Below are 14,619 nucleotides of genomic sequence, written 5' to 3'. Positions count from 1 at the left end.
TACAATGGTGCTATGTCCAGAATCAGCGAATTTCTGAAGTACAATGCAGAGACCGAGCAGGCGGGCACGCTTCTTGGCGACACCACTTTGCTTTCGATAGATGACCAGATGAGATCTATGATCTCAACCGTCGTGGATGGGATCGATTCAGGCTATCGGGTGCTTGCAGACATCGGTATTCGCTCCAGCGCGTTGGGAGAATTGCGAGTTGCTGATAGCAGCAAACTCGATCAGGCAATAAGCGAAGACCTGTCAGACGTTCTAAAGCTGTTTACGAACTGGGGCAACTCCAGCATCAACAAAGTTACCTATCTCGGTGGCAGCAGTGCAAGCAAAGCTTCGGGATTAGATGGATATGACGTTGATATTACGCAGGTGGCAACGCATGGGTATCTGACCGGCACAGTCATCAACAATCCGGGTGATAGTCCTATAGTGATCGGTGATAACAACAATACAATCAAGCTAAAAGTAGACGGGCTTGTGTCGGAAGATATAGTGCTCACAAACGGCACTTACAACAGCTTTGCCGAGTTGGTTGCCGAGATCCAGGACAAGATTGACGCAGATGAAAAGATTGGATCACGCAACGTCACTGTTTCATATGTGGACACCGGCGCTACCGGCTATCTGAGCATAGAGTCATCGTCATACGGTTCAAATTCAAACGTGGAAATTCAGGCCGGATCTGCAAACAGCGCGCTAACGATGCTGGGACTCGCTCAAGCGAGAGTGACAGAAGGGCTCGATGTGGTTGGTACAATTAACGGTGAACAAGCCACCGGTTCCGGACAAATCCTCACTGGAAACAAAGGGAATGGAACTACTGAGGGCATACGACTGAAGGTCGAGCTGGAAGCGGCCGATCTAATAGATGGGACCGAGGCCAATATTGTTATTGCAAAGGGGGTGGCCAGTAAATTTGATGACTTACTCGATAGCCTGACGAAAGCGACCGACGGTCTTCTGGCACGGCGTACTCGGGCTGTCCAATCGCAGGTTGATCTGACGACTGAAAGGATTGAGCATGAAGAGGCGCGTCTTGCGATCAGAAAGGAGGCGCTGTTCAAGAAGTACATCGAGATGGAGCGGCTGTTGAGCAGCTTCAACTCTCAGAGTGCATATCTTGAAACTCAGCTCAGTCAGATCTCCAGTAATTGGAACTACGGGAAAAATTCTAACTAGGATGATACCATGCGAAGTGGACTTGCAAATTACCAGAAAAATCAGGTCGCAGGAATGAGTCAGAAGGATCTGATCCTGCTCCTTCACAATGGTGCGCTGAAATTCCTGGGTCAGGCAAAAGAGGAGCTTGCAAAGGAGAATACCGAGGTTTTCGCTGACCGAATCGAAAGGACTCACAGAATTGTGCAACATCTCTATACGACCCTCGATTTTGAAGCTGGAGGTGACATTGCTGAGAAACTCGGTTCACTCTATTCGTTCATAATTTCCCAGCTCTACATAGTGAACTCGACCAGGTCTGTAGATATCATTGACGACCTGACGGAGGTCATCTCTAATCTGAAAGAGGGGTGGCAGTATCTGGGCAGCGAGATTCCTGCAGATATCGGCACTGCGGCCGCAAGAAAAAATGACATCACAATGGAGAAGGCACTATCGGTGCAGGTGTAATATGGAATACAAACATGTAGTCGAACTCGAAAACAGACTCATCGCGTTGTTGAAGGAAGAGTACAATTTCTATCAGTCGCTGTACATTCTGATCGATAAGCAAAAAGACTTGCTCAAATATGACAGAGATCAGAAGATTCTGACTGTCTATGACGAAATTCAGAGCATGCACAAGCGGATAACCGAAAGCGAACAGAAAGTCGCTGAACTGAGAAACGGCAATAGGAAGCTTTTCAATCTCGCAGCTACGTCACCTGAAGTTCGCAAGCTTGTCAATTCAATCTCTACGTTGATCAAAAAGAACCTGTCGATGATCAAAGAGAATGAAGAATTTGCCAATGACAGATATACGAGAATCAAGGAAGAGCTGGAGTCGCTCAGGAATAATCAAAATCTGGGTCAGTACAACGCCGGCCAGGAAGACAAAATGAGGATTCTGGACGGAAAGGGTTGATAACGAGGCAAATCTGATATGCGTATTGGTGATTACTCAGGACTGAAAGCGTCTCATGACAATAGTATGCGGAACAAGCCTGCTGTCCGATCCACAGGATACCAGAGGACTGACAGGATCGACATATCGACCGAAATGGAGAGACGAAGAGGTGTTGAAATAGACAGGCTGGCCGCTATCCGGACAAGAGCCGATAATGGTATCTATTTTAGGCCATCCCTCGCCAGATCAGTGGCTGAGAGGATTATTGATTCTAACGATCTTGAAGGGAGTCTACTCATGGGGGCCGAAAAAACAGATGACAGCGGGAACGAAAGGGAAACCTCGGATGTCCGCCGGGACAGAGTCGATGAAGTGAAAAAGCGCCTCAGCTCCGGCAAGTATAGTGACGGCGAAATAGTGAAGATTATAGCTGACCGCCTGTTAGACCAGCTTGCCTCGAAGAAAACGCACACAGACGATGGATCCTAGGGAAACCGATGCCTGAAACTCAGACGGCGAAGACAGAACTGCAGCAGGTTATCGGTAGCATCTCTGATCTTCCAACGCCTCCTATGGTGTTGCAGCAGATCAACAAAGTCATTAATGATCCCAATACATCGGCATTCGACATAGCTGCCATTCTCGCCGAGGATCCGGCTATGAGTTTCAAAGTTCTGAAACTGACGAATTCAGCGTATTACGGGTTTGCCAAGGAAGTGACATCGGTTAAGCAGGCTGTGATAGTGATGGGTATCAATGCTGTGCGATCGATGGTGCTGTCGACAGCTGTCTTAGATATGTTCAAGGGAAATGAGAAGAACCTTCAATTCCACGATCAATTCTGGCGTCACTCGCTCGCGACAGCGTCATGTGCTCGGTTGCTCGCTCGCAGAGTTCCGGGAGGGAATGCCGCAGGCGCGGAACATGCTTTCTCCGTAGGCCTCCTTCACGATATCGGGAAGCTCGTTATGAACTGCTATCTTCCGAATGACTTTCATGCGGCGCAACAGTTTGCTGAAGAGCATCAACTGACTCCTCATCGCGCTGAAGAGGAGATACTCGGCTACACGCATGCGGAACTGGGTGGATTGCTTGCGAAAAACTGGAAACTCCCCCCGTTGATATGCAGTGCAATCTACTATCATCATTGCCCAAAAGACTCAGAAAATGATATCTTTGCGTATGTTACGCATTTCGCGGATTATCTGTCCAACCTGACGTTTGATCCTCCGGGAGACTTGCAGAGGACCGAATCTCTTCTTGTCCGCGAGACATTTGATGTTCTCGACATCAGCCAGGATGAACTGCAACCCTTGAAAGAGGCGCTGATAGAAGAGTACGTCAAATCAGAGACATTTATGCAGATAGCCACCGCCCTTTGATTTCTTCATGACTTTCAATCTGTTCACCTTCGGAAACAATTGAGTCTCTCGCGTAGTTCAGAGGTAAAAAGAGAATCCGATCTAAAGGATATGTGCATCAGCCAATGTCTGGTCGGGAAATCCTGACAGAATGAAGGAAATTTGGAGTAACTTGACATAGCAGGGCGATTTTCGCTTGACACGATGACTTGAAGGGATTATTTTAACTGGCTGCAGAACGGGCGATTAGCTCAGTTGGTTAGAGTGCTTGCTTGACATGCAAGAGGTCACTGGTTCGATTCCAGTATCGCCCACCATTTCCCCATCTGGGGAATTTTATTATGGCTGCAAACATTGCATAGGTAGTGATGAGTAAGATTAAACTGACATTTCCCGATGGTTCCGTGAAGGAATTCGGATCTGGGGTCACGCCGCTTGAGATCGCCAAAGGCATCTCCAATAGCCTCGCGAGGAAGGCGCTCGCGGCCAGGGTGGATGGTTCTGTTGTTGATCTGGATCGACCCCTGGAGAGTGACGGATCGTTTGCTATATTGACATTTGATGACCGGGATGGCAAAGAGACTTTCTGGCATTCTTCCGCGCATATAATGGCACAGGCGGTACTCGAGTTGTTCCCGGCTACCAAGCTCGCAATCGGTCCTCCCATAGATGAAGGCTTCTACTACGACTTCGATAGTCCGGCGCCATTCACCGAGGATGATCTTGCGAAAATCGAAAAGCGCATGGCTGAGATTGTCAAAGCTGATTACCCTTTCAATCGCCTTGAATGCTCGTCAGCCGAGGCGATATCTCTCTTCGGAGAGAAAGGGGAGGAGTATAAGCTCGAATTAATCGAGGAGTTGTCGGATCAGAGACTATCGCTCTACAAGCATGATACGTTCGTCGATCTCTGCAGAGGACCACATGTGCCCTCTACCGGTCGAATCAAGTCGTTTAAGCTGATGTCTGTGGCGGGAGCCTACTGGCGCGGATCGGAACAGAATAAGATGCTACAGCGAATCTATGGCGTATCATTTCCTGACAAGGCCCAGCTTGAGGAATATCTGAAGCGGGTGGAGGAGGCGAAGCGCAGAGACCATCGCAAGCTCGGAAAGGAGCTCGATCTCTTTTCCATCAAGGAATCTGTCGGTGGCGGCCTCGCTCTGTGGCATCCGAAAGGTGCGGTGCTCAGGAATATCATAGAGACTTTCTGGAAAGAGGAGCACGTAGCTTCCGGATATGAACTGGTCTATTCTCCGCACATTGCCAAACTCGACCTGTGGCGAACTTCCGGGCACACTGATTTCTACAAAGATGATATGTACGCCCCGATGGAAGTGGAAGGGGAGCAGTATCAGATCAAGCCGATGAACTGTCCGTTCCATATCGAGATATACAAGAATTCGCTCCACTCATATCGTGAGCTTCCGATCAGGTGGGCGGAGTTGGGCACTGTTTATAGGTACGAGAGATCGGGCGTTCTGCACGGGCTGTTCCGTGTCCGGTCGTTCACTCAGGACGATGCTCACATATTCTGTACGCCCGACCAGGTTGAAGATGAGATTGTGGGCGTGATCGAGCTGACTCTCCGCTTTCTCAAAGTGTTTGGTTTCACTGAATACGAAGTCTATCTCTCGACCAAACCGGAAACTGAATTCGTCGGAGAGCCGCACTTGTGGGAGATGGCCGAAAAGGGCTTGGCGGCAGCTCTCAAGAGAACAGGCATGAAGTACGAGATTGATGAGGGCGCCGGGGCATTTTATGGTCCCAAGATCGATATCAAGATCAAGGACGCTCTGAAGCGTGCCTGGCAGTGTACGACAATTCAATTCGATTTCAATCTCCCGGAACGTTTCGGGTTGACTTATACCGGCGCTGACAACACTCATAAGCAGCCATTCATGATCCACCGGGCGATTTTCGGATCTCTCGAGAGGTTCTTCGCGGTTCTGCTTGAGCATTACGCCGGCGCATTTCCACTTTGGTTGGCGCCCGTGCAGGTCAAGATTCTTCCAATATCGGATGATCTCAACGAGGTAGGGCGCAAGACTTTGGAGCTGCTACGGGAGAATGGAATACGGGCGGAGCTCGATTCCAGATCGGAGAAGATAGGCTACAAGATAAGGGAAGCCGAGACCAAAAAGGTCCCGGTGATGCTAATTATCGGCAAGCGCGAGGCTGAGGAGGGGACTGCGTCCTATCGGAGGCATGGCGAGGGGGATCTCGGTCCAAAGCAGCTTTCTGAAATTATTTCCTTGCTTAGATTGGAAATTGATAGTAAAATGACAAGTCTTGAAAAGGAGTGAGGAGTAGATTAGGACCAACAAGAGTCGAACACCAGAAATCCGCGTAAATGAGAGGATTAGATCAGCTCAGGTACGCGTCATCGGAGCGGATGGACAGCAGGTCGGCGTCTTGCCTGTCAAGGAAGCTCAACAGTTGGCATACGAGCGCGGGCTTGATCTGGTTGAGGTCTCGCCGACTGCCAAGCCACCAGTTTGCAGGATACTCGACTACGGGAAGTACAAGTACGAACTTTCCAAGAAGCAGAAAGTGGCCAGGAAGAAGCAGCACACTGTCCAACTGAAGGAGATGCGGTATCGGCCCAAGATCGAAGAACACGACTATCAGTTCAAGACCAAACATGTCCGCCAGTTTCTGCTTGACGGATTCAAGGTCAAGGTATATGTCGAGTTCAGAGGCCGTGAAATGGCGCACACGGAGTTTGGAAGACGAATTATCGAAAGAGTGACCGAAGAGCTCTTGGATATCGCACTGGTGGAGCAGAAGGCCAAGATGGAAGGTAGAAACCTCACGACAATCATGATGCCGAAGTAGATTGTTTATCTGGAGTATATATGCCGAAGATGAAGACGAACAGGGCTGCCGCGAAGAGGTTTAAGAAGACCGGATCGGGCAAGCTTAGAAGGATGAAGGCTTACACCAGCCATATCCTCACGAAAAAGACCAGAAAGAGAAAACGCAAACTGCGTAAACCGGCCATCGTCTCGAAAGCAGATGCCGGTAGGATTGCACATTTGCTGCCGTAGCGGCATGCAGGTTCGCGTCAGTTTAGGAGGAGTCAATGCCACGCGCGATGAATAATGTCGCCACCAGGCGCCGGAAAAAGAAAGTATTTACCAAAGCCAAAGGCAACTATGCCGGGCGTAGCAAGTTGTGGCGCACAGTACAGGAAACTGTAAATAAAGGTCAGACCTACGCATACCGCGATCGTCGAAATAAGAAGCGCGATTTCCGCCGGCTATGGATCACCCGCATATCTGCAGCCTGCAGGATGTTCGATACACGCTACAGCGCTTTCATCGCAGGGTTGAAGAAGGCTGGTGTCGGGCTTGATCGCAAAGCTCTCGCCGATATCGCTGCTCGCGATATCGATGCCTTCGGACAGCTGGTCACGATGGTCAAACAGGCCGGATAGGCCTCACAATGTCTGCTAAAGAAGATATCCTCTCGATACGGGAGCAGTTTAACCTGGCTGCTGCAAGTGTCGATTCTGAAGGCGCTATCAACGAGCTCAGGGTTAGGTATCTTGGCCGCAAGAGTAATCTCACTGCTGTCCTTCGCGGGTTGAAGGATCTTCCGCCTGAGGAAAAGAAAGAGGTTGGCAAGCTTGCAAACTCGGTGAGAATTGAGCTTGAAGCAAGTCTTGCTGCAATGCTGGATTCAATCCAGTCGGCATCGAAGAAACCGGGGGACGTTTTCGATTACACTCTCCCGGGCAGAACAAGAAAGCTGGGCCGTCTCCATCCGATTACAAGAACGATTGAAGATATATCTCGCATTTTTTATGGTATGGGCTTCGAAGTCGCTGTCGGTCCCGACGTCGAAGAAGACTACTACAATTTCGAGGCGCTGAACATACCTAAAGATCATCCTGCCCGTGATATGCAGGACACTTTCTATATTAATGATGATGTAGTTCTTCGCACGCACACATCTCCTGTGCAGATAAGAACTATGAAATCACAGGATCCCCCGGTTAGGATCATTGCGCCCGGCAAATGCTACCGCAATGAAGCTATTTCTGCGCGGTCGAATGCAGTCTTTCATCAGATCGAAGGCCTCTATATCGATGTGGGTGTAACGTTTGCTGATCTCAAAGGCGTTCTCAATGTATTTGTGAAAGAGTACTTCGGCGAGGATGTAAAGATGAGATTGCGGGCGAACTACTTTCCGTTCACAGAGCCGTCTGCCGAAGTGGATATTTCCTGCTTTTTGTGCGGCGCCAAGGGATGCCCTCTCTGTAAGCAGACGGGGTGGCTAGAGATTCTGGGATGCGGTATGGTGGATCCGGCAGTGTTTGAGGCTGTGGGTTACGATCCGGAGAAATACACCGGTTATGCATTCGGTATGGGAATCGAACGAATTTGCATGCTGAAATATCGAATTCAGGATATAAGACGTTTTTATGAAAATGACCTGAGACTTCTGGAGCAATTCTTATGAGACTCTGCTACAGTTGGCTCAAGGAGCTTGCCGATTTCGAATGGGATCCGGCGGAACTGGCAGATAAGCTGTCAATGTCCGGCACCGAGACCGTGGTCTCCGGTCCCCTCTTTCCGGAATTCACGGGAGTCGTTGTCGGCAAAGTTGAAGAATGCGATCAGCATCCCTCTGCCGACAAACTGAAGGTTTGTAAGGTCGACACCGGCAGTACGGTTTTATCGACTGTCTGTGGTGCGCCGAATGTCCGCACTGGCTTGAAAGTCGCTTTCGCGGGACCGGGCGCCGAATTGCCCGGCAACCTGGCCATTTCAGCCGTCGATATGAGAGGCGTCAAATCTGAAGGGATGATCTGTTCCGAGGCCGAACTCGGCCTCTCAGACGATCATTCGATCATCATGGAGCTCGACAGGCAGCTGAAGATCGGTACCTCGCTACGTGAGGCGCTGGAGCTTGATGACTGGCTCCTGGAGTTTGATCTGACACCGAACAGACCTGATTGCCTGTCGGCAATTGGATTGGCTCGCGAGATAGCTGCGCTGACCGGCACCAAGCTTAAGATGCCGAAGATTCACCTTTCCGAAACGGATCAGTCCGCGGCAAACGAGGTCGACATCGCAATCGAAAATCCGCAATCGTGTCCCAGATATATGGCCAGGGTTATTCATGACATCAGAATCGGACAGACGCCGTGGTGGATCAAGAAGAAGCTCTATTCGGCAGGCATGCGGTCGATTAATAATGTCGTAGATATAACGAATTTGGTATTGATGGAGTGCGGTCATCCGCTGCACGCTTTTGATTTCGATCGGTTCTCCACGCCGAAGATTGTTGTGCGTGGTGCTAAGAAAGACGAGAAATTCACGACGCTTGATGAGGTTGAGCGGACGCTGGCAGAGGGCACCGTTCTCATCACCGACTCGAAGAAGCCGGTTGCTCTCGGCGGCATCATGGGGGGACTCGAATCCGAAGTCTCCGAGCGGACCTCGAATGTCCTCCTTGAAAGCGCCTATTTCGACCCGCCGACAATCAGAAAGTCCGGTAAGCAGCTCGGCCTTACTTCAGAGTCACAGCTTCGATTCGAGAAAGGTGCCGATCCCAATAACGTCCCGAACGCATGTGACAGAGCGGCATATCTGATTCAGAAATACGCCGGCGGTAAAGTCCTTGCGGGACAGGTGGACTGCTATCCCGAACCGGTGAAACCGATTTTGATAACGCTCCGCCCCGCACGAGTGAACAATCTGCTGGCTACCGATCTTTCATCTCCTCAGATGATTGACATACTCTCAGCGCTGGAGTTCGGTGTCAAGACGGGCAAGAAGCTCACTGTAACAGTCCCTTCTTTCAGACCTGATGTGACCAGAGAGATCGATCTCATCGAGGAAATCGCTCGGATCTTTGGGTACGACAAAGTCAAGACTTCGACGGCTGCCGGTGGGACGCTGTTGACACGTGAACGGCCAGAGGAACGCTTTAAGGAGGTGCTACGCACGGCACTCACATCTCAAGGTTGTGTAGAGGCGCTCACCAATACCCTGATCGACCCCGTTAAGGACAAGGTTGTCAGCGGCATCGAGGACCATATTGCTGTTCTCAAGCCAGTATCGGCTGAACTTTCAGTTCTTAGACAAAATCTCTTGTCAAGCTTCCTGAATATTGTATCTTATAATCTGAATAGAAAGAAGAGCGATATCAGCTTTTTCGAGGTCGGGCGTGTATTCATCCCGTCTGGAGATAAGCTTCCCAATGAGCTGCTCAAGCTGGGGATTGCATTCTGTGGTAAGGAACAAGCGGTTCACTGGGACAGAGAACTCTCTGACTATGACTTTTTCGATCTCAAGGGTGTTCTTCAGTCTATCTCTTCAGAACTCCGCATTGGAGATCTGAAACTCAGCCCGAAAGAGAGCAGGCTGCTCGAAAAGAGTATGTCGTTCGATGTTCTATTCGGAAAAGACATCTGTGGAATCTGCGGCGAAGTTGCACGCAGGGCGCGAGAGCAATACGATATAGATTTACCTGTCTTTTACGCAGAAATCGACATGCAAATGCTCTACGAGAAGTTCTCATCTGAAAGAACATTCGTTCCTGTACCAAAATATCCTTCATCTCTGAGGGATTTGGCGGTGATAGTGGACAATGATGTCTTCTCAGCGGACCTGAGGGATGAAATCGTCCAGTCGGGCGGAGAACTTGTTACCAGAGTCGAACTGTTTGACATCTATGAGGGTAAGCCGATCCCGGCGAGCAAGAAGAGTCTCGCATACAGCATCGAATACCGGTCCGACAGCAAGACATTGACTGACGAAGAGGTGGACACGGTTCACAGGAGAATTATCGAGCGACTCACCAAGAAATTTTCGGCAGAGTTGCGTTAATCTGATAAGGACTTACCATGGAATCACTGGAAAGACTTGAGGCAAGGGTTGAAGCTGTCGTTGCACGAATCCAGGAGCTGGAAGGGTTGAAGAAGGACCTGGAGCAGCGCAACGCCGATCTGTCTCAGGAAATTACCCGTCTCAAGCTGGAAAACGAGAGAATCAAGGCGGAACGTGAGGATCTTGTACACAATTGCGGTGTTAAAGAGACGGAAGTTAAGAACCGCTTGGAGTCGCTTCTGAGTGAGGTCGAGAAGATCGAGCTCGAGATTAAGTAAGTTTAGACTTGACAAGATGGTCTTTAACACATAATTTTTTTTGTCGCAGAATCTGCGGGTTTTAGAGGTTCTTGAGATACAATTATGTCTGATGATAACCGGGTCATAAAAGTACACATATTTGGTGAAGATTACCCGATAAGAGGTGACTTCGATAACGATGAAGATGCTGAGCAGTTCAAGCAGCATGTGCTCGAAGTTGCCCGATATGTAGATCAGAAGATGCATGAGATTGCAGAGAGATCAGCCAACCGCACTCCCAAAAACATTGCCGTTTTGACGGTCCTTAACGTCGCTGATGAGCTTCTTAAGCTCAAGCAGGAGCGGGAAGGACAGCTTTCAGATTTTCGTCAACTGGCAGACAATCTGGCCGATCGAATTGATGAGAAACTGCTATCGGCATCTGGTTAGTCGCTCAATATCTCCCTCAGACCCTCCATTCTGCACTCGACAGACTGTAATATTAACGGATCGGTACCTTACCCGATAGGGTGGAGGATTAAATGCAACAAATCGGAATAACAACGGTGGCGATTCTTTTGGCGGCCGCCGTGATCCTTTCCGTTCTGATCACTTGGCTGTTGATCCGCAAGGCGGGACTCACCAAGATATCGAAGGCGGATGATCAGGCGACAAGGATCGTTGAAGAAGCGATTAGAGATGCTTCCATCAAGAAGAAGGAAGCGCTACTTGAAGCGAAGGACGAGGTCTATAAGTCTAAGGTCAATCTGGAACGCGAGATGCAGAGCAAGCGCGTCGAGCTCCAAAAATCGGACAAGCGCCTTGCCGACAGAGAGACCGCTCTTGATCGGAAGGTAGACCTCCTGAACAAGAAGGAACGGGATTTCACCGCGAAAGAAAGTTCCCTCCAACATCGTGAAAAGGCAATCAAATCACGCGAGGAAGAACTCAACAACCTGGTTCATCAGCAGAACATGCAGCTTGAGAAGGTCGCTGGGATGACCTCTGAGGAAGCCAGAAATCAGCTTATGGAGAACCTCATTGGTCAGGCCAAGATGGAAGCGGCGGTCACGATCAAAGAGATCAAGGAGAATGCGGAACGGACTGCCGATAAAGAGGCCCGCGAGATCATCACTCAGGCGATTTATCGCTGTGCAGCTGACCACACGGTCGAAACCACTGTCTCCGTAGTCAGTCTTCCGAGCGATGAAATGAAAGGCCGGATAATCGGGCGCGAGGGACGCAATATTCGATCGTTCGAAACGTGCACTGGCATTGATGTCATTGTCGACGATACACCAGAGGCCGTAATACTGTCCGGATACGATCCAATTCGGCGTGAAGTAGCCCGGATGGCTCTGGAGCGTCTGGTTTCTGACGGCAGAATTCACCCTGCCCGCATTGAAGAAATCGTCGAAAAGTGCCAGAAGGAGATGGAGATGATGATCCGGGAGGCTGGAGAGCAAGCCTGCTTTGAGCTCGGAATCCATGATCTCCACAATGATATTATACAGCTCCTCGGAAAGCTCAACTACAGGACATCTTACGGCCAGAATGTGTTGCAGCACTCAAAAGAGGTCTCGATTATCTGCGGCCTGATGGCTGCCGAACTCGGGCTTGATGCTACGTTGGCGAAAAGATGTGGCCTGCTGCATGATATCGGTAAATCGATAGACCGCGAGACCGAGGGAACTCACACCGAAATTGGCGCAGCATTTCTTACTCGATATGTAGAAAACGAATATGTCGTGAACGCGGTCGCCTCCCACCATGGTGACATTCCGATGTTGTCACCGTATGCCGTGCTCGTACAATCGGCCGATGCCATATCGGGATCAAGACCGGGTGCAAGACGTGAACCGCTCGAAGGTTATATCAAGCGTCTCGAGAAGCTCGAAGAGATGGCAGACAGCTTCAAAGGCGTCGCGAGGGCATTCGCCATTCAGGCTGGCCGTGAAATCCGAGTGATAGTCGAGCATGACGAGATCGACGATGCCAAGGCACAGATACTGGCGTCTGATATTGCTATGAAGATTCAGACAGAAATGGAATATCCGGGCCAGATCAAGGTCACGGTTATTCGCGAAACAAGAGCTGTGGATTATGCCAAATAGATCGGTGAGCTGGTGAGAATACTGTTCATTGCTGATATAATGGGCAAGCCAGGGCGCTGGGCTCTGTCCCAGTTGCTTCGACCGATAAAAGTGAAGCACCAGATAGACTTTGTCGTTGCGAATGTCGAGAATGCTGCGGGTGGCTACGGGCTGACAAAACCGATCTCGCAGAAAATCATGTCGTACGGGGTCGATGTCCAGACTTCCGGAAATCATATCTGGGACAGGAACGAGATATTCCCATTTCTTGATTTCGCCGCCAACAGAGTCATTCGACCTGCTAACTGCCCCTCAGGCTCCCCCGGATACGGCTCATACCTGCACTCGCTCGCAGATGGTCGGAAGGTAGGCGTCATCAATGCCGAAGGTCGTGTATTTGGCCGAAACATCGATTGCCCCTTCCGAACGATTGATGGCGAACTACGGATGATGAAAGACTCGACGAAGATCATCGTCGTCGATTTCCATGCCGAGACCACATCTGAGAAGGGCGCGATGGCGCATTACGTCGATGGAAGAGTGTCGCTACTGGTGGGAACTCATACGCACATCCAGACCGCTGATGAACATATCATGCCGAACGGGACGGCGTTCATAACTGACGCTGGCATGACCGGCCCGCACAGCGGTGTCATTGGCATGAATGCCGATGGAGTGCTGGGACGCTTTCTGACTGCTCTGCCGCACAGATTCACAGTCTCGTCAGATGATGTCAAGATTCAGGGAGTCATCGCAGAAGTAGACGATGAGACGGGCAAAGCTATCTCAATTGAGCGACTCTCGTTGGACTTTGATGGAAGAGTCCCTGAAGGCTATGAAATCGTCAGAGATGATGAAAACGAGGATGAAGACGCAGACGAAGAAGAGGATACCGATGGCTCAGATACTTGATGGAAAAGCGACCGCGAAAAACATTCGAGCGGAGCTAAAGGAAGAGACAGAGAAGCTGAAAGAGCAGGGCGTCGTTCCCGGGCTCGCTGCTGTGCTCATCGGTGATAATCCAGCCTCGGAGATATATGTATCGAGCAAGCAGAAAGCCTGCAACAACGTAGGTTTCTACTCCGAGGTGATTCGCAGACCAAAAGAGTTCACTCAGTCGGAGTTGAATGAATTAGTCCGCGAGCTGAATGATCGCAAGGATATTCATGGCATTCTTGTTCAGGAGCCGCTGCCGTCGCATTTAAGCAGCCTCGAAATGATAATGCTGGTCAGTCCTATCAAAGATGTCGACGGATTTCATCCGGCAAGTATCGGCATGATGCTGCTCGGGCGCCCGTCGTTCATTGCATGCACTCCTCTTGGCATAATCGAGCTTTTGCGCAGGTTCGATATCTCTCCCTCCGGAAAAGATGTTGTCATTCTCGGCAGGGGAAATATCGTCGGCAAGCCGCTTGCGGTGTTGTTGCAGCAGAAGTGGAAAGGTTCGAATGCCACAGTCACTCTCTGCCACACGGGCACGAAAGATATCGCATCGCATACACGCCGCGCTGAGATCCTGATAGCCGCGATGGGTGTACCGGAATTCGTGAAAGGCGATATGATCTCCGACGGTTGTGTTATTGTTGATGTCGGGACTAATCGAGTTGAAGATGCATCCGCCAAGAAGGGCTACCGAGTGGTTGGCGATGTTGAGTTCGACTCATGCGAGAAAAAGGCATCGTATATAACACCTGTACCGGGCGGTGTCGGTCCGATGACCATTGCGATGCTCCTCACCAACACCATGAAAGCCTGCAAAATCCAAAACGGAATCCAGTAGATCGAAGCCCGCCCGGCTATTCTACACATCCAGGACGCGGGTCCAAGCCACCGAATATGTACTGTATCAACCAGAGGACATCATCTGTGTCAATGGAGATATTGTCAAGAGTTGTGGATGATTGTTTTGATAGTATCCTCAAGTTCTCCAGTTATGCAGCTTCCTTTATTTCTCCATCAACGAACTTAACACCTTCAATGACTTTGGTAATGAGTTTATGGGCATTGATTCGT

Annotated in this window: 16 protein-coding genes and 1 tRNA gene; all 17 read left to right on the top strand. The window is 50.1% G+C overall.

Features of this window, described 5'->3' with window-relative positions; all coding sequences use genetic code 11:
- On the top strand, positions 1–1,185 hold a 1,185-nt coding region (fliD, locus tag KKH67_10670; GenBank protein MBU1319639.1), incomplete at its 5' end, for a flagellar filament capping protein FliD.
- Positions 1,186–1,194: 9 nt separating this feature from the next.
- On the top strand, positions 1,195–1,635 hold the full coding sequence (fliS, locus tag KKH67_10665) for a flagellar export chaperone FliS (GenBank protein ID MBU1319638.1): 441 nt from the start codon (positions 1,195–1,197) through the stop codon (positions 1,633–1,635).
- 1 nt (position 1,636) lies between these two features.
- The gene (locus KKH67_10660; GenBank protein ID MBU1319637.1) at positions 1,637–2,089 is read left to right on the top strand and encodes a hypothetical protein; all 453 of its coding nucleotides are present in this window, start codon (positions 1,637–1,639) and stop codon (positions 2,087–2,089) included.
- A gap of 18 nt (positions 2,090–2,107) precedes the next feature.
- Positions 2,108–2,560 (top strand): hypothetical protein, encoded by a 453-nt coding sequence (locus KKH67_10655; GenBank protein ID MBU1319636.1) that lies wholly within the window; start codon positions 2,108–2,110, stop codon positions 2,558–2,560.
- A gap of 8 nt (positions 2,561–2,568) precedes the next feature.
- Entirely contained in the window at positions 2,569–3,453 is an 885-nt protein-coding gene (locus tag KKH67_10650; protein MBU1319635.1) for an HDOD domain-containing protein, read from the top strand.
- Between the two features lie 219 nt (positions 3,454–3,672).
- Positions 3,673–3,749: transfer RNA gene (locus KKH67_10645), tRNA-Val, on the top strand.
- Between the two features lie 51 nt (positions 3,750–3,800).
- Positions 3,801–5,738, top strand: a complete 1,938-nt coding sequence (gene thrS, locus KKH67_10640) for a threonine--tRNA ligase (GenBank protein ID MBU1319634.1) — start codon at positions 3,801–3,803, stop codon at positions 5,736–5,738.
- 7 nt (positions 5,739–5,745) lie between these two features.
- Entirely contained in the window at positions 5,746–6,270 is a 525-nt protein-coding gene (infC, locus tag KKH67_10635; protein ID MBU1319633.1) for a translation initiation factor IF-3, read from the top strand.
- Positions 6,271–6,290: 20 nt separating this feature from the next.
- Positions 6,291–6,482: a 50S ribosomal protein L35 gene (rpmI, locus tag KKH67_10630; protein MBU1319632.1), complete on the top strand. Its 192-nt coding sequence runs from the start codon at positions 6,291–6,293 to the stop codon at positions 6,480–6,482.
- 35 nt (positions 6,483–6,517) lie between these two features.
- On the top strand, positions 6,518–6,871 hold the full coding sequence (gene rplT, locus KKH67_10625) for a 50S ribosomal protein L20 (GenBank protein ID MBU1319631.1): 354 nt from the start codon (positions 6,518–6,520) through the stop codon (positions 6,869–6,871).
- 8 nt (positions 6,872–6,879) lie between these two features.
- A complete protein-coding gene (gene pheS / locus KKH67_10620) occupies positions 6,880–7,899 on the top strand; it encodes a phenylalanine--tRNA ligase subunit alpha (protein MBU1319630.1) in 1,020 nt (339 codons plus the stop codon).
- Entirely contained in the window at positions 7,896–10,274 is a 2,379-nt protein-coding gene (pheT, locus tag KKH67_10615; GenBank protein MBU1319629.1) for a phenylalanine--tRNA ligase subunit beta, read from the top strand. The genes pheS and pheT overlap by 4 nt, the downstream gene beginning before the upstream one ends.
- A gap of 17 nt (positions 10,275–10,291) precedes the next feature.
- Entirely contained in the window at positions 10,292–10,552 is a 261-nt protein-coding gene (locus KKH67_10610; protein ID MBU1319628.1) for a hypothetical protein, read from the top strand.
- Positions 10,553–10,636: 84 nt separating this feature from the next.
- Complete coding sequence (locus KKH67_10605; protein MBU1319627.1) at positions 10,637–10,963, top strand: cell division protein ZapA; 327 nt, start codon at positions 10,637–10,639, stop codon at positions 10,961–10,963.
- Positions 10,964–11,055: 92 nt separating this feature from the next.
- A complete protein-coding gene (rny, locus tag KKH67_10600) occupies positions 11,056–12,627 on the top strand; it encodes a ribonuclease Y (protein ID MBU1319626.1) in 1,572 nt (523 codons plus the stop codon).
- A gap of 12 nt (positions 12,628–12,639) precedes the next feature.
- Positions 12,640–13,518: a TIGR00282 family metallophosphoesterase gene (locus KKH67_10595; protein ID MBU1319625.1), complete on the top strand. Its 879-nt coding sequence runs from the start codon at positions 12,640–12,642 to the stop codon at positions 13,516–13,518.
- The gene (locus tag KKH67_10590) at positions 13,502–14,386 is read left to right on the top strand and encodes a bifunctional 5,10-methylenetetrahydrofolate dehydrogenase/5,10-methenyltetrahydrofolate cyclohydrolase (protein MBU1319624.1); all 885 of its coding nucleotides are present in this window, start codon (positions 13,502–13,504) and stop codon (positions 14,384–14,386) included. Before KKH67_10595 ends, KKH67_10590 begins: the two co-directional genes overlap by 17 nt.
- Positions 14,387–14,619: the final 233 nt, after the last annotated feature.

The organism is Candidatus Zixiibacteriota bacterium (genome assembly GCA_018820315.1).
Lineage (GTDB): Bacteria > Zixibacteria > MSB-5A5 > JAABVY01 > JAHJOQ01 > JAHJOQ01.
Note: the sequence above shows the minus strand (reverse complement) of the source record. Positions and strands in the feature narration are given on the sequence as shown.

Excerpts from the sequence above, each read along its gene's own strand:
- fliS (MBU1319638.1), top strand. The coding sequence starts at position 1,195 with ATGCGAAGTGGACTTGCAAATTACCAGAAAAATCAGGTCGCAGGAATG.
- KKH67_10660 (MBU1319637.1), top strand. The coding sequence starts at position 1,637 with ATGGAATACAAACATGTAGTCGAACTCGAAAACAGACTCATCGCGTTG.
- KKH67_10655 (MBU1319636.1), top strand. The coding sequence starts at position 2,108 with ATGCGTATTGGTGATTACTCAGGACTGAAAGCGTCTCATGACAATAGT.
- KKH67_10650 (MBU1319635.1), top strand. The coding sequence starts at position 2,569 with ATGCCTGAAACTCAGACGGCGAAGACAGAACTGCAGCAGGTTATCGGT.
- thrS (MBU1319634.1), top strand. The coding sequence starts at position 3,801 with ATGAGTAAGATTAAACTGACATTTCCCGATGGTTCCGTGAAGGAATTC.
- rpmI (MBU1319632.1), top strand. The coding sequence starts at position 6,291 with ATGCCGAAGATGAAGACGAACAGGGCTGCCGCGAAGAGGTTTAAGAAG.
- rplT (MBU1319631.1), top strand. The coding sequence starts at position 6,518 with ATGCCACGCGCGATGAATAATGTCGCCACCAGGCGCCGGAAAAAGAAA.
- pheS (MBU1319630.1), top strand. The coding sequence starts at position 6,880 with ATGTCTGCTAAAGAAGATATCCTCTCGATACGGGAGCAGTTTAACCTG.
- pheT (MBU1319629.1), top strand. The coding sequence starts at position 7,896 with ATGAGACTCTGCTACAGTTGGCTCAAGGAGCTTGCCGATTTCGAATGG.
- KKH67_10610 (MBU1319628.1), top strand. The coding sequence starts at position 10,292 with ATGGAATCACTGGAAAGACTTGAGGCAAGGGTTGAAGCTGTCGTTGCA.
- KKH67_10605 (MBU1319627.1), top strand. The coding sequence starts at position 10,637 with ATGTCTGATGATAACCGGGTCATAAAAGTACACATATTTGGTGAAGAT.
- rny (MBU1319626.1), top strand. The coding sequence starts at position 11,056 with ATGCAACAAATCGGAATAACAACGGTGGCGATTCTTTTGGCGGCCGCC.
- KKH67_10590 (MBU1319624.1), top strand. The coding sequence starts at position 13,502 with ATGGCTCAGATACTTGATGGAAAAGCGACCGCGAAAAACATTCGAGCG.